The organism is Aeromonas sp. FDAARGOS 1418, assembly GCF_019048585.1.
Taxonomy (GTDB): Bacteria; Pseudomonadota; Gammaproteobacteria; order Enterobacterales; family Aeromonadaceae; genus Aeromonas; species Aeromonas caviae.
In genome coordinates, this window is the sequence record NZ_CP077387.1 from 2,352,259 (window position 1) to 2,373,123 (window position 20,865).

18 protein-coding genes are annotated in these 20,865 nt (G+C 46.5%); all 18 read left to right on the forward strand.

The features are described from left to right. Positions 1-49 precede the first annotated feature (49 nt). The 18 genes from I6L48_RS11155 (at position 50) to I6L48_RS11240 (ending at position 20,713) form a co-directional block, all read left to right on the forward strand. Entirely contained in the window at positions 50-1,285 is a 1,236-nt protein-coding gene (locus I6L48_RS11155; RefSeq protein ID WP_216987223.1) for an oligosaccharide flippase family protein, read from the forward strand. 4 nt (positions 1,286-1,289) lie between these two features. After that, on the forward strand, positions 1,290-1,817 hold the full coding sequence (locus I6L48_RS11160; RefSeq protein ID WP_042076719.1) for an acyltransferase: 528 nt from the start codon (positions 1,290-1,292) through the stop codon (positions 1,815-1,817). A 25-nt stretch (positions 1,818-1,842) separates the two neighbouring features. Next, the gene (locus I6L48_RS11165) at positions 1,843-3,291 is read left to right on the forward strand and encodes an O-antigen polymerase (protein WP_216987224.1); all 1,449 of its coding nucleotides are present in this window, start codon (positions 1,843-1,845) and stop codon (positions 3,289-3,291) included. A gap of 48 nt (positions 3,292-3,339) precedes the next feature. Continuing rightward, positions 3,340-4,404 (forward strand): glycosyltransferase, encoded by a 1,065-nt coding sequence (locus tag I6L48_RS11170; RefSeq protein WP_216987225.1) that lies wholly within the window; start codon positions 3,340-3,342, stop codon positions 4,402-4,404. 34 nt (positions 4,405-4,438) lie between these two features. Continuing rightward, entirely contained in the window at positions 4,439-5,602 is a 1,164-nt protein-coding gene (locus I6L48_RS11175; protein WP_216987226.1) for a glycosyltransferase family 4 protein, read from the forward strand. Between the two features lie 28 nt (positions 5,603-5,630). Further along, positions 5,631-6,515 carry an ATP-grasp fold amidoligase family protein gene (locus I6L48_RS11180; protein WP_216987227.1) on the forward strand — a complete coding sequence of 295 codons (885 nt, stop codon included), beginning with the start codon at positions 5,631-5,633 and terminating at the stop codon, positions 6,513-6,515. Between the two features lie 19 nt (positions 6,516-6,534). After that, positions 6,535-7,644: a glycosyltransferase family 4 protein gene (locus I6L48_RS11185; RefSeq protein ID WP_216987228.1), complete on the forward strand. Its 1,110-nt coding sequence runs from the start codon at positions 6,535-6,537 to the stop codon at positions 7,642-7,644. Between the two features lie 28 nt (positions 7,645-7,672). Beyond that, entirely contained in the window at positions 7,673-8,686 is a 1,014-nt protein-coding gene (locus I6L48_RS11190) for an NAD-dependent epimerase (RefSeq protein WP_216987229.1), read from the forward strand. A gap of 12 nt (positions 8,687-8,698) precedes the next feature. After that, positions 8,699-9,865: a nucleotide sugar dehydrogenase gene (locus tag I6L48_RS11195; protein ID WP_103859177.1), complete on the forward strand. Its 1,167-nt coding sequence runs from the start codon at positions 8,699-8,701 to the stop codon at positions 9,863-9,865. 330 nt (positions 9,866-10,195) lie between these two features. After that, positions 10,196-11,311, forward strand: coding sequence for a polysaccharide export protein (locus I6L48_RS11200; protein ID WP_069652513.1), 1,116 nt, complete (start codon positions 10,196-10,198; stop codon positions 11,309-11,311). A 63-nt stretch (positions 11,312-11,374) separates the two neighbouring features. Further along, positions 11,375-11,803: a protein tyrosine phosphatase gene (locus I6L48_RS11205; protein ID WP_216987230.1), complete on the forward strand. Its 429-nt coding sequence runs from the start codon at positions 11,375-11,377 to the stop codon at positions 11,801-11,803. A 54-nt stretch (positions 11,804-11,857) separates the two neighbouring features. After that, complete coding sequence (locus I6L48_RS11210) at positions 11,858-14,035, forward strand: polysaccharide biosynthesis tyrosine autokinase (RefSeq protein ID WP_216987231.1); 2,178 nt, start codon at positions 11,858-11,860, stop codon at positions 14,033-14,035. Positions 14,036-14,189: 154 nt separating this feature from the next. Beyond that, the gene (locus I6L48_RS11215; RefSeq protein ID WP_216987232.1) at positions 14,190-14,417 is read left to right on the forward strand and encodes a hypothetical protein; all 228 of its coding nucleotides are present in this window, start codon (positions 14,190-14,192) and stop codon (positions 14,415-14,417) included. Between the two features lie 31 nt (positions 14,418-14,448). Next, on the forward strand, positions 14,449-15,159 hold the full coding sequence (locus I6L48_RS11220) for a YjbF family lipoprotein (protein ID WP_216987233.1): 711 nt from the start codon (positions 14,449-14,451) through the stop codon (positions 15,157-15,159). 47 nt (positions 15,160-15,206) lie between these two features. Continuing rightward, entirely contained in the window at positions 15,207-15,911 is a 705-nt protein-coding gene (locus tag I6L48_RS11225) for a capsule biosynthesis GfcC family protein (protein WP_202042275.1), read from the forward strand. Then, entirely contained in the window at positions 15,908-17,992 is a 2,085-nt protein-coding gene (locus tag I6L48_RS11230) for a YjbH domain-containing protein (protein WP_216987234.1), read from the forward strand. The genes I6L48_RS11225 and I6L48_RS11230 overlap by 4 nt, the downstream gene beginning before the upstream one ends. Before the next feature lie 156 nt (positions 17,993-18,148). Beyond that, on the forward strand, positions 18,149-19,798 hold the full coding sequence (locus I6L48_RS11235) for a PglL family O-oligosaccharyltransferase (RefSeq protein WP_254203210.1): 1,650 nt from the start codon (positions 18,149-18,151) through the stop codon (positions 19,796-19,798). A gap of 261 nt (positions 19,799-20,059) precedes the next feature. Further along, entirely contained in the window at positions 20,060-20,713 is a 654-nt protein-coding gene (locus I6L48_RS11240; RefSeq protein WP_039040218.1) for a YceH family protein, read from the forward strand. The last annotated feature ends 152 nt before the right edge of the window (positions 20,714-20,865 follow it).

A 20,865-nucleotide genomic window follows, 5' to 3' on the forward strand; every position in this document is an offset into this window, starting at 1 on the left:
TATTTAATAAGTATTGATCTTTGCGTTCAAATTATCATTGGGATGATACATGAATTCTAATTATAGAAATGTAATTGTAAATTTTGTATCATTGGCTTTATTGCAAGTCGGTAACTACATAGTGCCACTTGTGCTCACTCCATATCTAATTATTAAGATTGGAGTGAAAGAGTTCGGAGTTCTAAGCTTCGCTACTGCAATTATAATGTTTTTTAGAGCAATCATATCATATGGATTCGACTTAAGTGGAACTAAAGCCATTGCAGAAGTATCTGATGACCTCAAAGAGGTTGGCAAGATCTTCCAAGAGATAATCTATGCTAAGATACTTCTTTCCCTGTTTTGCTTTGCGCTTCTAGTTAGTCTAACTCTACTTATACCTCAGTTTCATGAAGTGAAAAGTCTTTTGTTTGCCTTGTTTATTTTAGCCTTTGCGGATGTATTTTTTCCTATATGGTTATATCAAGGCGTGCAGAGAATGAAAGCTATAACCATACTAAAGTTATCCAGTCGATTTATATTTGTTGGTTTGACAATGCTGCTTGTTAACTCTAGTGACGATACATTATACATACCACTTATTGAAGGCAGTGTTGCGTTAATTTCATCATTAGTTTCTTTCTCATGGGCAATAAAAAAATTTAACATTGAGTTTCATGTGCCTAACTATCGACGTGTTATTTCTACATTGAGAGTTTCTTGGCATATTTTTTTATCAAAGTTTTCTGTTCTTTTTTATACAAGGTTTAATGTAGTTCTACTAGGATTATTATCATCACCTATCATGGTAGGCTACTATGCTGTAGCTGAAAAAATATATATGGCTATAAGAGAGATGCTTAACCCGCTAATACAAGCAGTATTTCCATATTTATCTCGTTTAAGGTTAAATAATGCGGAAGAATATAATAAAAAAATAAAACAATTCTTTTTTGTCTTTCTTATTGTATTAGTTGCCTCATCATTGTTGTTATATCTATCTAAAAGCTATATTTTAATGATGCTGATGAAAGAAATTAGTCAATATATGCAGGATATGCTTGCAATATTTTCACTGTGCTTATTGTTTTCAGTAGGTAGCGTTCTATCAACAGTATTGATTATTGAGAACAGAAGTGCGGTCTTATCAAGGATCACATTTTTTACTGTGCTGCTTAACTTGATTATCGTCTATCCATTGGTTATTAAATATGATGCTGTTGGATTAGCGATCTGCTTCTTAATTGTTCAAATAGCCCATTTTATAATGCAGTTATATGTGAACAGAATCATATTTTTCAGGTGATATCATGTCATTAATAAGTAGTTTCTATCGTAGGATTCAAAAAATATTCCTGTCCGCCAATAAGCTTGCTGAGCTAAGAGGTGTTAAGCTGGGGAAGAATTGTAAGTTAAATAAAACAGTCGATTTTGGTAGTGAGCCATACTTAATTACCCTAGGCGATGACTTCTACTGTTCAACAGGCATTAAATTTGTTACCCATGATGGGTCTGTTAATGTATTGAGAAATCTTTATCCAGAGCTAAAGAGTGCAGATCTATTTGGACGTATAAGTATAGGAAAGAATGTATTCTTAGGTTGTGATGTAATCGTTCTCCCCAACAGTTGTATTGGTGATAATGTTATTGTGGGGGCTGGCTCTATTGTTCGTGGTGAGCTTGAGGGTGGGTATGTCTATGCTGGTGTTCCTGTGAAGAAAATAATGACAATAGAGCAATATAAAGAGAAAAATTTGCCTAGAGTTTTGCTTACAAAGAATCTAAATCATAAACAGAAAGAAACTTTATTAGAGAGCAATAAAACTAATCTCATATAAAACAATTATTGGTTAATTCATTCATATGACATCTAAAATAACAATTCCCTTGCTTACGTTGCATGCAATTCTTGCCGTATCTTTTATTGCATTTTTCTTCATTCCTATTGATGTTGATTTAAACTATCAGCGACTTCTGTTAGCTTTAGTGTTTGTTGCAGCACTTTTATTTTTCAAAATCTCAAATATAAATGGAAATTGGCTTTCATTTAATGTGATATTTATATCTGGGTACTTTATAGTTTATTTTCAAATCATATTGTTACAACATGTAGGGTATTATTTGCCTGCATGGTCATATAAACAATACTGGTCCGATCCAAAAATTGAAAACTTATCTCTCGTTGTATCTGTTGTAGCAATCATATTATATATGATTGGCAATATATACGCTGGTTTTTTTAACTATAAAAAAACCAACGTTTCATTAAAAAAAGAAACTAACTCTATATTCCTATTAGTAATTATTATCTATGTATCTTATGCGGCATTTTTCTCAACTGCCGGTTCATATCGGTCAGGTGTATATTATGCTGCGGATGCTATGCCTATTTCAAATTACTTTCTTAAGTTATTTAACGCGTCCTTAACTGCTGCAATCATTGTAAAATTAACTAATATTTTTCTTTCAAAAGAACAGTTAAGTTTGTATCGGTATGTTCGCTTCTTTGGACTTCCGTTATTATTAATTATAACATGGCATTTAGGTTTTTCACTCTATATTGGTGATCGCGGTGTTATAATAGCCTACGGTTTGCTTTTTGCATCGGCTTATGTGTATAAAAACAAGAAAATTGGGCTTGTTAAGCTGATTTTTATATTAATTACAGCATCGTTTTTCTTAACAATTGTTGGTGAGGTTAGACAAAGTAAAGATAAATCATTGACTTATTATGAGCAGTTTGTGGTTTCCCTAAGTGGAAAAAAAGAAAATAGTCGATGGTATGAGGAGACGGTTCCTGGTGATAGTTTTATTGAACTTGCTCAGTCAGGCAGAACATTAAACCATTCGTTGAATAATGTTCCAAATAACTTCGATTTTAGATATGGGATCTACGCGTTAAAAAGAATTTCCGGCATTATCCCTGGTATGCAGGGCGTTATAAACAGTATTGTTGAGAACGGTGATGATAATTATCTTTCCACAGCGGAATTTATCTCATATTTGATTCAGGGTGATAACCAGACATATGGTGATGGTACATCTATTACAGCGGATCTTTATTTAGATTTTGGCATTACAGGTGTTTTTTTGGGGATGTTCATTTTTGGTTTATTTATAGGTTTTAATGAGACGAGATTTAATAGAGGGGGCGTTTCATATTTAAATATAGGCGTTGTTTCATTTTTCGTCTTTTACTCTAAGTCTCTATACCTTTCTAGATCGTCAATATTTTTAGAGCTTTCCATTATATTCATGGTCTGGCTGTTTCTTGTTATTAATAACGTTCTTTCAAGACGGTTTAGAAAATAGCTATTTAAGGCATATCACATAATATATAAATTTCAGGCGACTGATTCTATGCGTAGAAAAATCACTCTATTTATTGATACTTTTGGTACTGGCGGCGCAGAGCGAGTATGTATTACGTACGCTAATATATTGGCTGATCTGGGGTTTAGCGTATCAATCATGGTTTTTAACCAGAAAAAGAGAAGCTATCTAGATGAGTTAGATGCAGGTGTAAAAATTATCAATCTAAATGCCAAGAATGGTGTCTTTGCGTTTTTAACCCTTCTTTCATGCCCAAGAGTAATTAAACAAACAGATGTTTTTATAGCATTTAATCACCAAATATCGCTCATCTTATACATATTAACGAGAGTGTGCTTTATAAAGAAGGCCATTGTTGCTCGGAATGTAAACAATCTTAAACTTGATTTGAATGCTAAAAAAGGGAATATCTTAAAGCGTCATATAACAAAATTCCTGATGCGTTTTTTTTATAATAAAATGGATGGATATATAGCACAGTGTAATATGATGAAGCAGTCAATGTCAGATTTATATTCGATTGCGTTAGATAAAATCGAGGTTATCTATAACCCTATCGCCCCAAAGTTTAGAAAAATTGAGCTATGTAAGGATATTGATATATTATTTGTCGGCCGATTAACTCAGCAAAAAGGCATTGACAATCTTATTGAAATATTAAAGAGGATGAAATCCACCATTTCATCTTTTAATATTCATATTGTTGGTGTTGGTGAGTTACAAAGCTTACTCTTGAATGAGTTAGATGAATATGGAATTAAATACACTTATGAATATAAATGTAACGATATGGTAACCCTTTATAATAGGGCTAGAGTCACTATTCTTACATCTTATTATGAAGGCTATCCCAACGTCTTAGTTGAATCCATTGCCTGTGGTACACCAGTAGTTTCTTTTGATTGTGAGAGTGGCCCCTCAGAAATAATTGATAATGAGAAAAATGGTTTTCTGATACCGCGATTTGATCTTGATATTTTCACCTCTAAGGTCGCTTATATCTTAAGAAGTGATTTCCAGATAAATGCGGAATTGGTTAATAACGATCACAAAGATAGATTAATAAATGTTATTAATTCTTCATGTTATTAATAATTGTTAAAGTTAAGAGAGGGTTTCTGAAATAATGAAAAGTAGGTTGCTGTTTATAGAGCCTTTTTCTGGGGGGTGTGCAGGCGCTCAGAAGGTTAGCTTAAATGTATTGGAGTACTTGAATACCAAGTTTGATCTATATGTTATACACAGAGACAGCAACGGAAGTTATGAGAGAAATTTTATAAATTATAAAAAGACGGGAGTTCTCCCTATAGAATCACTATTAAAAAAAATATTTGGGTCTGGTGATTTCTTTGGCAATCTTTCAGTAATAAACTTTTCTTATTTTATACTTTCTGTATTGATATGTAATATTTACTCTTTAGTGAAAACAATAAAATTAAGGCCCAGTTATGTTTACACCTATGATCCAAGAGGATTACTCCTTAGTTGCCTCTTTTTAAGACTATTTAGAGTAAGGGTAATTTGGCATTTACACTCAGAGCTACCTAAGAGTAAAATTTTAAAAAAATTTCTTATCTCACTATGTTCACGCATAATTGTGCCATCTGAAGCAATAGCAAAAAGTTTCTCTGATACAGATAAAGTGTGCGTAATCTATAATGGATTTATATTTGATGAAGAAATTAGATGCTCTGTACCTAAAAATCCCAATATAAAGAAACTGATATTTTTAGGAACCCCATTTCCACATAAAGGGGTGCATAATATTATCCAGGCAGTTACTCTCCTAGAGCAAAAATCCATACCGTATGATCTATGCTTGAATATATATGGTGCTTTTGAACAGTGTAGTTTGGAATATAAAAATCTATTAGACTCTCTTCTCACAAGAATCAAGAAAACAGAAATTAATTTCAAAGGTTGGACTTGTCATTCTAGACAGGAGATTGCGAATAGTGACCTTTTAGTTTTCCCTAGTGTAATTGAACAGAAGATACAGCTTGGTGATAATTTACAAACCATAAGATCGAGTGAAGCATTACCTACTGTACTTATCGAAGCTCTATCTGTCGGAGTCCCTGTAATAGCTACTAATACCCCAGGTGTAAGTGAGATAATTTCAGATAAATGTGATGGTATAATAATTGAAGAATCAGAGCCCGTTTTTATCTCGAATGCAATACTCGAGATATTTGATAACGTGAGTCTATTTAAACCGGATAAAGAAAAAATAATCGGGATGTTTTCTCAATCCAGAATGAGAGAGCAATTGGATAAAATATTTTTGTAATAAAAATCTGAAAGATAAGAAGAATATGATGTCAAAAAAAATCAAGTTTATATTAAGGGATTCTTTACGTTTATTGTTAGGTGTTAAATGGTATAATAAAATAAGGTTTTTTATTACTCACAGATACTTACTGAACACTGATAAGCCAGTTTCATTTTCTGAGAAAATAATATACAGGAAAATAAGCACCGCTCCCGAGTTGTATTCAAAATATGTTGATAAGTATGCCGTCAGGAAATATGTTTCAGAAACGATTGGCGCTAAGTATCTCATCAAGCTTTTAAAGGCTGTTGATCATATTGAACCATGTGATTTCGATGATCTTCCGGATTCATTCGTGATTAAAACTAGTAATGGTGGTGGAGGAGAGAATGTACTAATAGTAGAAGATAAATCAAAGTTAAATCTGCTAGAAGTATGCAATACATTTAACTCTTTCCTTAGTATAAAGATGGGAGTTATAGTTGATGAGCATTTTTATGATATAGAAACACCAAAAATAATCTTTGAAGAATTAATGAAGCATAATGATGGTCGTTATCCTTCGGATTACAAAATCCATATTTTTAATGGCGGTGATATTACGAAATTATATATCCAAGTTGATGCTGATAGATTTGGGAATCATAAACGTACAATTTACAATGAGGACTTAACGCCAGCTGGTTTCTCTATTCAGCCCAAGTATGAATCTGTCGATATTAACTTCACTTTTCCATCTAATATAAAAGAGCTTCTTTATTTAGCAAAAATACTTTCAAAAGATTTTAAATATGTACGTGTTGATATGTATAGTGTTGATGATAGAGTTTATTTTGGAGAAATGACATTCTGTCATGGCAGTGGCTGGGAACCTATATCCCCTAGAACTGCTGACTTCATGCTTGGTAAGCTTTGGGATGAGTTTAAATAAACTGCTATCAGGTATAGATGTGAAAACAATAGCCATATCAGCCAACACCAGTTGGTATTTATATAACTTTAGAAAAAACACCATTACTGCTCTTATTGAGCTAGGTTACCAAGTTATTGCAATAGCACCACATGATACCTATGCAACTAAATTAGAAGAACTGGGCGCTAGGTTTATTCATGTTGATATAGATCAAAGTGGTACCAATCCAATTAAGGATATAAAAACTCTATACTCACTCATTAAAGCGTTTTACAAACACAGAGTTGATATTGTTCTTAATTTTACACCAAAGAATAATATCTATGGTACTTTAGCTGCAAAAATCAGTGGAACTAAATCTATCAATAATATTGCGGGTCTTGGTACATTGTTTGTCAATGAAACATTGACATCCAAAATTGCACGTATGCTGTACAAGGTTAGCCAGTGTTATGCGCATAAAATATTTTTCCAAAATGAAGATGATAGAGCTCTTTTTATTAATTCTGGTATTGTAAGAGCTGAGTTTACCGACCGCTTACCAGGCTCAGGCGCTGACTTGACACGTTTTTCTATCACTCCTGCGATTGATGATGGTGTTACCCGTTTTTTGTTGATTGCAAGAATGTTATATGAAAAAGGTATCAATCATTATGTCGAGGCAGCAAGAATTTTGAAGAAAAAGTATGGCCTGCGAGTTGAATTTTCATTGTTGGGTTTTTTGGACGTAAATAACCCATCTGCTGTTTCTAAAGCAGAAATGCAAGCGTGGGTTGGTGAGGGTATAATAAATTATCTTGGCACCACTGATACGGTTGAGAACGAAATAGCTAAAGCCGATTGCATGGTCTTGCCATCCTTTTATCGCGAGGGTGTACCTAAATCATTACTTGAAGCCGGTGCCATGGGGAAACCCATTGTAACGACGAACAACATTGGATGTAAGGAAACTGTTGATGATGGTGTAAATGGTTTTTTATGTGAACCACGTAATACCTTGAGTCTTGTAGATGCATTAGAAAAGATGATTGTGATGGGCCATGCGCAGCGGCTGACTATGGGTAATAATAGTCGTAAAAAAATGGAAAATGAATTTGATGAGAAAATAGTTATTGATAGGTATATTGACGCCGTGTTGAAAATATAGCATTTAAAGTGCATGCAAGGAGAATCTCGTGAAGTATTTAGTTACGGGTGCAGCAGGATTTATTGGCTGTGCCGTCAGTCAGCGGCTTTGCCAACAGGGTCATACCGTTATTGGTATCGATAACCTGAATGATTATTACGACGTTTCGTTAAAAGAGAGCCGTCTCGCCCGGCTGGCGGGTGAAGCCAATTTTGATTTTCGCAAACTTGATCTGGCCGATCGGGCAGGCATGGCCGAATTGTTTGCCAAGGAGCAATTTGAACGGGTTATTCATTTGGCTGCGCAGGCCGGTGTGCGTTACTCCCTGGAGAATCCCTTTGCCTATGCTGACAGCAACCTGGCAGGGCATTTGGCCATCCTGGAAGGGTGCCGTCACAACGGTGTCAAACATCTGGTCTATGCCTCTTCCAGCTCTGTGTATGGCATGAATGGTAAAATGCCGTTTGCCACCCAAGATGCCGTCGATCACCCCGTATCACTCTACGCCGCTTCGAAAAAGGCCAATGAGCTGATGGCGCACACCTATTCCCATCTGTACGGCATTCCAACCACAGGTCTGCGTTTTTTCACCGTCTATGGACCATGGGGTCGCCCTGATATGGCGCTGTTCAAGTTCACCAAAGCCATGCTGGCTGGCCAGCCAATCGATGTGTATAACAACGGCCAGTTGAGCCGTGACTTTACCTATATCGACGATATTGTTGAGGGTATCTTGCGCATTGCCGATGTGGTACCGGTTGCCAATCCTGACTGGCAGTCAGAGAAAGGTTCGCCCGCTGACAGCAGTGCCCCTTATCGTATCTTCAATATCGGTAATGGCAGTCCTGTCAAATTGATGGACTTTATCGATGCCCTGGAAAAGGCGTTGGGCATTGATGCCATCAAAAATATGTTGCCAATGCAGGCTGGTGATGTGTATGCCACTTGGGCCGACACCGAAGATTTCTTCGAAGCAACAGGGTATCGTCCTGTCATGTCTGTTGAAAAAGGGGTTCAGGCCTTTGTCGAATGGTATAAAAACTATTATAACGCGCAGCGGTAAGCGAGGTTTGTTGTGAAAATTGCGATTTGTGGTACGGGTTATGTCGGTTTGTCCAATGCGGTATTGCTGGCACAGCACCATGAGGTGGTGGCCGTTGATGTGATTGCCAGCAAGGTCGAGATGATCAATCAGGGCCGCTCTCCCATCGTGGATAAAGAGATAGAAAGCTATCTGGCCAGCCGAGATTTGAATCTGCGTGCCACGCTGGATAAAGAGGCGGCTTATCAGGGCGCTGCCTTTGTCATCATTGCCACGCCGACCGATTATGATCCAGAGACCAATTATTTCAACACCAGTACCGTGGAGTCCGTGGTCAAGGATGTGATGGCCATCAATCCTGATGCAGTCATGGTGATCAAATCGACGATTCCGGTGGGCTTTACTGCTCGGCTGCGGGAGGAGTTGGGATGTGCCAATCTGATTTTCTCACCAGAATTTTTGCGTGAAGGGCGCGCACTTTATGACAACCTGCATCCTTCGCGCATCGTAGTGGGGGAGCGTTCAGAGCGGGCTCAGGTATTTGCCAACCTGCTGCTGGAAGGCGCCATCAAGCAAGATGTGCCGGTGCTTTTCACTGACAGCACAGAAGCAGAGGCGATCAAGCTGTTTGCCAATACCTACCTTGCGATGCGAGTGGCATTTTTCAACGAGCTCGATACCTATGCCCAACTGCACGGGCTGGACAGTCGGCAGGTGATTGATGGCATCGGCCTCGACCCACGTATTGGCAGCCATTACAACAACCCCTCCTTTGGTTATGGTGGCTATTGCCTGCCAAAAGACACCAAGCAGTTGTTGGCGAACTACAACAATGTTCCCAATAACCTGATCCGTGCCATTGTGGACTCCAATACCACACGCAAGGATTTCATTGCCGATTCGGTGATCCGTAAAAATCCATCCCGTGTCGGTGTTTATCGACTGGTGATGAAAGCGGGGTCGGACAATTTCCGTGCGTCTGCCATTCAAGGGGTCATGAAACGGATCAAGGCCAAAGGCATTGAACTGGTGGTCTATGAACCTAGTCTGACAGAATCCGAATTCTTCCATTCCCGGGTAATGACTGATCTTGCCGAATTTAAAGCAAGCTGCGATGTGATTCTGGCAAACCGCATGGTCGATGAGCTGAGTGATGTCATGGACAAGGTATATACCCGCGATCTGTTTGGTAGTGATTAATCCCTGACACAGGCTGCCCTTTGGGGCAGTCTGTCATGGCGCGTTTATCAAGCATCATCCGTCGCTCATATCGGATCGTCCATCATGTTTTCATCATGGGACCCTGCCACTGGACCTGGCAGGGTCATGACCCGATATAGGAAGCGATTGGGTTGGGGGTTGTTGATGGGCATGTTATGCATGTGGTTACTTCGTGCTTGATGCCTTGTGTCTTCAGACGATCTATCCGTTTTTCTTGGTAAATATTCCTCATGATTTTCCCTGAACTCCGCTATCATACGGCGATTTTTTTCAGTCAGTTTTTGATGGCAAGCTAAATAAGGTGTGGAAGTGAAAAGGATTCAGCTCATCCCTCTGTTGTCGGCCGTGGCTCTGCTCAGTGCATGTACTGTGGTGCCGGGTACCAATCTTTCAACCAGCGGCAAGACCGAGGTGGCTACCGGAACGGTTGATGTTGATCAACTGGCCGATGTCTACCCGGTGACGCCAGCACTGGTCAGCGAATTGCGCAAGGCGCCGGTGGTGGGCAAGGCCAACCCTGAGCTCAATCGCCAGATCAGCAGTTATGAGTACCGTATCGGGGTTGGCGACATCCTCAATGTGACGGTGTGGGATCACCCGGAGTTGACCATTCCTGCCGGCTCCTACCGCAGCGCGAGCGAGGCGGGTAACTGGGTACACGCAGATGGCTCCATCTTCTACCCCTATATCGGCAAGGTCGCCGTGGTGGGAAAAACGGTATCTGAAATCCGTGTGGATATTGCCAAGCGGTTGGCTCAGTTTATTGAAAGCCCGCAGGTCGATGTCAGCATTGCCGCTTTCCGCTCCCAGAAGGTCTACATCTCCGGCGAAGTAGCCAAACCTGGCGCGCAGCCCATCACCAATGTGCCGATGACGCTGCTCGATGCCTTCAATCTGGCCGGGGGCTTGAGCCCGACGGCGGATTGGCATCATGTGGTCCTGACTCGCCAGGGCAAGGAATACCCGCTGTCGCTGCAGGATCTTTTGCAGTATGGCGACCTCTCTCACAACCAGCTGATGCGCGATGGCGACATGCTCTATGTGCCGCGCAATGATGCCCAGAAAGTGTTTGTCATGGGGGAAGTCAACAAGGCTTCAACCCTGACCATTGGTCGTGAGGGAATGAGCCTGACGGAAGCCCTGAGCAGTGCCGAGGGCTTGAACCAGAATGCTGCCAATGCCACAGGTATTTTCGTATTGCGCCCGGCAGGCAAGTCACAGCAGAAAGCCGCCATCTATCAACTTGATTTGAGTGATGCCACTGCGCTGGTGATGGGGACGGAGTTTGCGTTGCAACCCTATGACGTTGTGTATGTAACTACCGCACCTGTGACGCGCTGGAACCGCGTGTTGAGTCAACTGGTTCCCTCCATCACTGGCTTTAACGAGTTGACGGAAGGTATGTTGCGGGTTCGCAACTGGTAACGCTCAATGGATATTGACTCGGGGCCGTTGGCGTCGGGTTGAAGATGAAAGAGTGACAGTAATATGTTTGAGAAAATTCTCGTCGTGTGTGTGGGCAATATATGTCGTTCCCCGACGGGTGAGCGTCTGCTGCGGGAGTGTTTGCCCGGTCGTGATATCCGTTCTGCCGGAGTGAACGCCCTGGTCGACAAGCCTGCTGATCAGGTCGCTAGCGAAGTAGCCCTGCAACATGGGGTTTCTCTGGAGGGGCATGTTGCGCGTCAGCTTAACCGCGCGTTGTGCCAGGAGGCCGATCTCATCCTTGTCATGGAGAAAGGGCATATTTCCGCCGTGACCGCTATTGATCCTGGCGCCCGCGGCAAGACCATGCTCTTTGGCCACTGGCTTGGTGAGTGCGAGGTGCCAGATCCCTATCGCCTCAGCCGGGAAGCCTACGAACACGTTTACCAACTGCTGGTGCGTGGGGCCGATGCCTGGGTAAAAAAACTGTAACCACAGCCTGTGCCTGTGTTCGGGTTATCTGACAATAAAAATGGACTCTGTGTAATGACGACTTCTTCTGTTTCGTCCCGGCAAAATAGTGCTGCGGTGGAAAACGATGAGATCGATCTGGGGCGCCTGCTGGGCTACCTGATCGATGGCCGTTGGTGGATTGTATGTATCACCGGCTTCTTTATGGTGATGGGGGTTGCTTACGCCTTGCTGGCGACACCTGTCTTCAAGGCCAATGCCCTGCTGCAAGTGGAAAAAAAGGCCAGCGGCACCGCTCTTCTCGGTGATATGGCAGATATGCTGGGTGGCGAACAGGCTGATGCCGCCGCTGAGATAGAACTCTTGACCTCGCGCATGGTGCTTGGCCGCACAGTGCAAGAGCTCCATCTTGATACCGTGGTGACCCCCGATTTCTTCCCGCTGGTTGGGCGTGGTGTGTCTCGTTTGATGGGCCAGCCCTATCCCAAGATGGCGATTAGTCGTTTTGAGGTGACCCCAGAGCTGATTGATACACCCTTCACTTTGACATTGACCGGAGAAAACCGTTTTACCCTGGAGGTGGAAGGCCGGGTGCTGGAAGGACAGGTGGGCAAGCTGCTGGAAAAAGAGGATGTGATCCTGCTCGTAGCAGACGTTGCCGCACAAGATGGCCAGGAATTTACCCTGGTCAAGCAGCCGTTGCTGGATGTGATTGGCGAGCTGCAGCGGGATCTTCAGGTCAGCGAGAAGGGCAAGAATACCGGGATCATTTCTCTGGCGCTGGAAGGGGAAGACAAGGGGCGCATTCGCGCTGTGCTCGATAACATCAGCCAGAACTATCTCCAGCAGAACGTGCTGCGCAAGACTGAAGAAGCCCAGAAGAGCCTGGATTTCCTGCAGACCCATCTACCCCAGGTCAAAGATGACTTGAACCGTTCGGAAGAGCTGCTCAATACGTATCGTCAACAGAACGAGTCGGTTGATCTGTCGCTCGAAGCGAAAGCGGCACTGGACACCATGGTAGGGATTGAGAAACAGCTCAATGAGTTGACCTTCCGTGAAGCCGAGTTGCAACAGCTCTATACCCGTCAGCACCCGGCCTATATCGCATTGATTGAAAAGCGCCAGACCCTGCTCAACACCAAGAACAACATCAACAAGTCGATCAAGCGTCTGCCGAAAACCCAGCAGGACATCTTGCGGTTGACCCGTGATGTGCAAGTGGGCCAGGAGATCTTCGTCCAGCTGCTCAACAAGCAGCAAGAGCTCAATATCATGAAGGCGGGGACCATCGGCAATGTGCGTATCATCGATGATGCGGCGGTCGAAACGCAAGCTGTCAAGCCCAAGAAGCCGCTGATCGTGGTGCTGGCGACGCTGCTTGGAGGCATGTTGTCAGTGGGCCTTATCCTGGTGCGCGCTGCATTCCACCGCGGTGTCGAGAGCCCCGAACAGTTGGAAGAGATGGGGCTGTCCGTCTACGCCACTATTCCCTATTCCGAAGATCAGGCCAAGATAGAGCAGCAGCAGAAGAAGAAAGGTCGTAAAGCGATGGCTCTCAATGAAGCCTTGCTGGCCGCCCGTAATCCGGCCGACCTGGCGATGGAGTCGCTGCGCAGTCTGCGTACCAGCCTGCATTTCGCCATGATGGAGGCCAAAAACAACATCGTAATGATTTCGGGCCCTGGTCCTGGTCTCGGTAAAACCTTCGTGTCTACCAACTTTGCTGCCACCTTGGCCATGGGTGGCAAGAAGGTACTGGTCATCGATGCGGACTTGCGCAAGGGCTATATGCAAAAAGTCATGGGGCAAGAGATGGGGGCGGGCTTGAGCGCCTATCTGGCGGGTCAAAGCGAGATGATGCAGGTGATCAGCAAGACCAGCTTTGATGGGCTCGATTTTGTCTGTCGTGGCGCCGTGCCACCCAACCCCTCAGAATTGCTGATGCATCCTCGCTTCAAAGCGCTGCTGGATTGGGCCGCCGAGCATTACGACTTTGTGATCGTCGACTCCCCGCCGATCCTGGCGGTCACGGATGCGGCCATCGTCGGCCAGCATGTCGGGGCATCCTTGTTGGTGGCTCGTTTTGCCAAGACGGCTGTGAAAGAGGTGGAAGTGGCGATTCGTCGCTTCGAGCAAAATGGTGTGGTCATCAAGGGTATTCTGCTCAACGCGGTAGAAAAGAAAGCCAGCAGTTATTACGGTAATTACGGATATTATCAATATAGCTATGGTGATAAAACCAAAGCCTGATCCGGCTGCAGATGATAGGTAAGGGATTAGTAATATTCAGGGAGGCGAAATTGAAGGTTCAATTGATGCCTCCTTTGAGTAATACTAGATAAGACTGAGAGCGTTAACCTTCTCAGTATTATGTTTTAGCTGTGTCAACAAAAAGGAAGATAACATGAAGAAGACTGCGTTTGTTTTGGCCGCCCTGCTGGCTGTCTCTGCTAATGCCATGGCTGCCGAAGAAGCTGGCGGTGCTGCAGGTGCGGGTGCGAGCGGCGCTGCTGCGGGTGTGGCTGGTACCACTATTGCAGTGGGTGCTGCTGCTGCGCTGGTAACTGTGGTTGCGGTATCTGAATCCAACAACCGCAACAACAACACCAGCACTACCACCTCAACCCGATAATATTCAACAAGGCTGCTCTGTTTGAGCAGCCTTGTTTTTCTTCTTATCCCTCATGGATGGTGTATTGCGCGTGGCACAGTATTTATCTTATTTCCCCTCCCGATTATTGGCATGGTCAGCCACATTGTTATTGGCTGGCTGCAGCACCTCGACCCATCAGACGATCGAGACTCTGGGTTATGTGTTCAACAAGCCTGATGATATTGTACTGACCTCATCCGAGCTGAGAGCGCTACCCTATGCGAGTGCCTATATCAAGGTGGGCGACCTCCCCCAGGCGTTGGTTGTACTGGCATATGTCAATGGTCCGCGCATGTCATGGATGAGCGCCGATGGTGTGATGTTTGTGACCCAGCATGGGCGCTTGATTAAAACAGTGGGTTTGCCAAATGATTTACGCTATCTGGGGAGTCTGGATAAGGATCCGCTGAAGACTTCACGGTTAGACAAGACACCCTCGATGGTGTGGTATAGCGTCGCTGAGTGGTCGAAAAAATACACCAGTGGCTATCCCTTGAGTATGCATTACACGCAGATGGGGAATGAGGTTCTGAATATTATGGACCGCCCCTATAAAACGACGATTGTAGAAGAGCATGTCGTTACCGCCCCGAATGAAGAGCGATGGCTGAATCATTTCTGGATCGATGAGCAGACAGGTCAAGTTCGTAAATTCCAGCAGCAATTAGGCCCTTCCTTGCCAATGATCGAAATGACATTCCTTAAGCCCTATTCATCATGAAAATAATATATAGCTTATTGCTCGCAACCTTGGGGGCTGCCCCCGTTATGGCAGAAGTGTCCGTGTCTGTTTGGTGGCAAGGTCAACCGACAGCAACAATGACTCATCCCCAGTCCATGCTGTTGAGTGACGCGTTGTTAAACTCGGCAGTCTCTCAGTACGATAATTATTGGCCTGTCGCTCATATTTCTACTCCTGCGCGCCAAAAAGACATTGAGTATCAACAGGAAGCCGTGCTGAAGGATCTCAGATTGCTGGCAACGTACTGGCAGCAGCATGATGAAGTTGAACTCGCCCATGCCGCTTTACAGTTGAATCAACAGTTACAGCAGTTGCATTTGACAGGGCGTTTCGAATTGCCTGTGGATCCGGATATCAGCCTGGTGCCATCAGGTGCCAACCCCGTATTGCAGGGGGATTATCAGCTGTATCTTGCCCCTCGCCGTTCGCAAATCTATCTGGCCGGCTTGATTGGTCGCCCTGGCGAGGCCCCGGTTTTGCCTGCGGCAGGGCTGAGAGAGTACTGGAAAAAGCTGGATCGCTTGTACGGAAGTGATGACACCGGCGCGTATCTGATTTCCCCCAGTGGCAAATCTGAGTGGATCCCCGTTGCCATCTGGAATGAACGCCATGTTGAAGCCATGCCTGGTGCCACTCTGTTTGTCGGTTTTGCTCCGAGTGTGCTGCCTGAGCAATATACAGACTTGAATACACGCATGTTGACGTTGTTAGCGAATCGGATGCCCAAATGACCTATCCAAGACTCTCACTGATTGCCCTGCTGGTATCCTTTGCAACACACGCTGATGCCGACATTTTTGAGCCGTTGGGTCCATCACAAAGTGACTTCGGCGGCGTTGGCTTGCTGCAAATGCCAACCGCCAGAATGGCCAAGACGGGTGAATTCAGTGCCAATTATGTTGATGATGATCAGTACCGTCGCTGGTCTATGTCAGTGCAGCCGTTCGACTGGCTTGAAGCCACTTTGCGTTATACCGACGTAAGAACTCGCCTTTATAACGCGAATCCCGACTTCAGTGGTGACCAGACTTACAAAGACAAGGGCATGGATGTCAAAGTCAGGTTGCTGGAAGAGTCTACCTGGATCCCGAATCTCTCTCTGGGTTTTCGTGACCTGATGGGGACGGGGCTGTTTGACAGTGAGTACATTGTCGGCAGCAAGCGTGTTGGCCCGTTTGATTTCACCCTTGGTATGGGCTGGGGAAATATGGGGGAGAGCGGGAACATTACCAATCCTTTTTGCGAGTGGAAAAATGATTGGTGTTCACGAGATAATGGCTATTCCAGCGGTGGTGGCAAATTTGAAACAAAAAATATGTTCCACGGTAATGCTGCCTTGTTTGGGGGTGTTGAATACCAGACACCTTGGCAGCCACTTCGCCTGAAGCTGGAATATGATGGCAATGATTACAGTAATGAATTTGCCGGGAAAATTGATCATTCATCTCCTATCAATATAGGTGCTGTTTATCGTCTGTTTGATTACATGGACACTCATCTTAGTTATCAGAGGGGAAATACTCTGATGTGGGGTGTTACTCTTCGGACCAACTTTAATGATTTACGTCAGAATCATTTAGATGAGCCTCGCCCTGTGTATACCGCTGAAAAGGCCCCGATAGACTCGTCACACGTTGATTGGCCTGTCATGGCAGGACAGTTTGAAAGCAATGCTGGTTGGAATACAGCATCACTTTATAGTGACCAGTCCACTGTAACCTTGCTGGGTCAACAGCACAAATATAGGGACCAGCAAGAAGCGATCGATCGTACTGCTCTGGTTGCGATTAATCATCTGCCTGACACTGTCGAAGAGTTGAGAGTCATTGAGCGCCAGCGAGATTTCCAGTTGCAAGAGACGGTGATTGATCTCGACTCTGTGCGAAAGGCGAACCAGCCCCAGGTTCTTGGGCAGGAGGCAGTGGTAGAAGAGCATCAAAAAGTACCTGCTCCTGTTCAGGGAACGCTCCGTTACCAATCTGAACCAGAGTGGTTCTCTTATTCATTTGACCCGGCCCTGACGCAATCTTTTGGTGGTCCTGAATCATTTTATATGTATCAGATAGGCATTAATGCTAACAGTGAGCTGCGTCTTTCCGATAAGGATTGGTTACAGGGTACGTTGTTCTTCAATATTGCGAACAATTACGACAAATTTAATTACAAAACACCACCTGCCGACACGGATGCGTTACCGAGAGTACGCACTTGGGTGAGAGAGTATGTCGACTCTTCCAATATTCTGCTGAACAACCTCCAGTTAACACATATGGAGCAACTTGGTCAGGAGTGGTACGGCCAGGCATACGGCGGCTATCTGGAAATGATGTACGCCGGTGTCGGGGGAGAGGTGCTTTATCGTCCTTTCGGTCAGTCATGGGCTCTGGGTCTGGATACCAACTGGGTCAAGCAGCGTGATTGGAACAACACCCTGAAGATGGCTGATTACGACGTTGCTACGGGTCACTTGACTGGCTATTGGCAGTTGCCTTTCATGGACAATGTCACTGCCAAGGTAGCTGTCGGGCGTTATCTGGCTGGTGACCTGGGGGCCACGTTTGATTTCTCCAAGCGCTTTGACTCCGGGATTGTGATGGGAGCATACGCGACCTTGACGGATGTGTCGGCCGAAGAGTATGGGGAAGGCAGTTTTACCAAAGGTATCTACATCACGATTCCCTTTGACTTGATGTTGATTCGTCCCACAACATCCAAGGGAACAATTGGATGGGTTCCTCTGACAAGAGATGGGGGGCAGATGCTCAGCCGAAGCCATACCTTGTATGACATGACTGAACGTCTGCCGTTGTAAGACTCTTCTCGGTATTGATTCGTTAGTCTAATGAGCCGTGATAGTGTTTTTACTGTCACGGCTTTTTTTATGCATGATGAGGCATAAATGGGAAGAGAGTGCAGTTTGGTTCATAAGGTTTTTTGGGGAACATCAGTCTTGTACTGGTTGCTTGGCATGCATTTTTTCATGCACAACCCGGGCGGGGCAGGGCTCTATCTGCCGTTCAATGCCTGGGGTTGGATCTTCGCCAGCCTGGTGATGGCCCTGGGGCTGTGGCATGTGACCCTCAGCCAGCGACTGGTGGTCTCGCCGCTGCTGACGGCCCAGTGGCTGGGGGGGATCTTGTTGTTGCTGCCCATGGCCTATCCGGGATTCGAGCTCAAGGACTATGCCATTCCCCGGCTGCTGGGGCTGTTTGCCGGCCTGCTGTTTCTGGCAAGCCTCTATCAGTGGCGATTCGGCCGCGAGGCGCGAGACAGGCTGCTCTATCTGCTGCTGGGGGCCGTCGCCATCGAGGCGCTGCTCGGCCTGGTGCAGTACTACCTGCTGGTGCCGGGCAACTGGATTGGGTACGACACCCAGACTAACCGCCCCTATGGCATCTTCCAGCAACCCAACGTGATGGCGAGCTTCATGGCGACCGGCCTGTCACTGGCCATCTGGCTGGAGCTGCGCGGTGATGCCAACCCTTGGCTCAAGGGGCTGCGCTATGGGGTGATCCTGGCCACTTCTCTGCTGCTGGTGGTCCTGCAATCACGGGTCGGGCAACTGGGCGGCGTGATGGCTCTCTTGCTGCTGTCTGCCCAGCTGGGGCGTGAGCGGCGGCTGGGCCGGATGCTCGCGCTGGTGGCTCTGGGCATTCTGCTCGGGCTGACCTCGCAATACCTGATGGCCGGTGCCAGACGAGGGCTGGAGATCTACCAGTCCGGCGGCATGCGCTCCATCTACTGGCCCTACGCCGCCAAGCTGATTGCCCAGATGCCCTGGACCGGTTGGGGCTATGGCAGCTTCGAGTCGGTGTTTCTCCATCACTACATGGCCGACAAGGCGCTGAACCCGGCCATGGTGCAGATCGAGTACAACCTGGATCACCCCCACAACGAGTTTCTCTACTGGGCGGTGGAAGGGGGTCTGGCCCCCATGCTGGGCATGGTGCTGATGGGCGGGGCCCTGCTGTGGCGTTTGAGCCGGGCTGGCTGGGTCAAGGGCGCCGCCTTGCTTGCGCTGGTGACCCCCATCTTGCTGCACACCCAGACCGAGTACCCTTTTTACCACGCCATCGCCCTGTGGTGGGCGCTGCTGCTGCTCCTGTATGCGATGGATGCGGAGGTGGAGGAGCAAGACCACGGCAACTGGCGCGACCATCTGTGCCGCCCCAGGTTGCTGCTGCGCTTCATGGCCATCGCCATTCCCCTGATCGTCATCCCCTTCATGCTGACCGCCCTGCATACCGCCTGGGTGGTGACCAAGTATGAGCGGGGCGGTTACAAGCAGCCTGCGCTCCTGCTCGACATCGTCAACCCCATGGCCTGGCTGACCCGGGTGGAGTTCGACGTAAACGCGGTGCGCCTCACGGTCGGTCTGCAGGCCAACAACCAGGCGGAGCTTGAAGCCTACCTCGACTGGGGACAGGCCTTCGTGCGCCATACCCCGAGGGCTAACATCTACGCCAACATGGTGATCGCCCTCAATGCCCTGGGGCGCACGGCGGAGGCGGACAACCTGCGGGCAAACGCCCTGTTGCTCTATCCGGGTGAACCTTTGCTCACCGTGTCGGCCGCAAGAAAGGTGGCCGCGACCCTGGAGCGCAAGCCCTCTTCGTGAGGGCCGTTTCAATCTGTCTACCATCACGGCCGCCTTTGCGGCCGTGATGGTTTTTTGCCCGCCTCGTTGAAGGGGGAGGGGGCTGGTTGCCAAAGAGGTTCCCGGCCATCCCTTCACCTCGCCGCGCACCGCGGCCGTTTTGCTGTACAAGGTTGCAGCAAGGGTTTCATCGGCTCGCAAAAATGGGGTTATCTGCTGGACGGCGCAAGCGCCTTGGTTAAGATAACCGTCTTAACGTCTTGTTTGGCAAGGGAGTATGACATGGAGATAGTACTAGGCCCATTAGAGGCCCGCGTGATCGGCTGCCTGATTGAGAAAGAGATCTGCACGCCGGATCAGTACCCTCTCTCGCTCAATGCACTGGTCAATGCCTGCAACCAGAAGAGCAACCGGGAACCCGTGCTGGAGCTCGCCGAGCTGGATATTCGCGCCGTGATCGACGAGCTGATCCGCCGCCGTCTGGTGGTCAATACCGCCGGTTTCAACGCCAGGGTGCCCCGTTATCAGCATCGTTTCTGCAATACCGAGTTCGGTGAGCTGAAGTTCTCGGCCCAGGAGCTCGGCATTATCTGCGAACTCTTGCTGCGTGGCCCGCAGACCCCGGGTGAGCTGCGCTCGCGCACCAACCGGCTGTGCAGCTTTGACGATGTGACCGAAGTGGATGCCGTGCTGGCCACCCTCATCGAACGGGGGCCCTATGTGGTCAAGCTGCCCCGTGAGCCGGGCAAGCGGGAATCCCGCTACGCGCACCTGTTCAGTGGCGAGGTGGATCTGCAGGCGCTGGCCGACGCGGCGCCCGCTGGCAACCTTGTGTCACCGGCGGCAGACAGACTGGCAGCGCTCGAAGAAGAGGTCGAGCACCTCAAGGGGCAGTTGCAGGGGCTGGAAGCCCGTCTGGCCCGGCTGGAAGGCTGAGCCAACAACCTGTCTCCAGAAGGCGCTGCGGCGCCTTTTTTGATGACCGCGCCCCTCCTGCGGCCCGTTGCCCGGTGGCAGGGGCGAGTGCCCTGTCAGCCCTGTCGCTCGCGTACCCATCAAAGGCGCTAGCTTTTTTGCACTATTTCGCG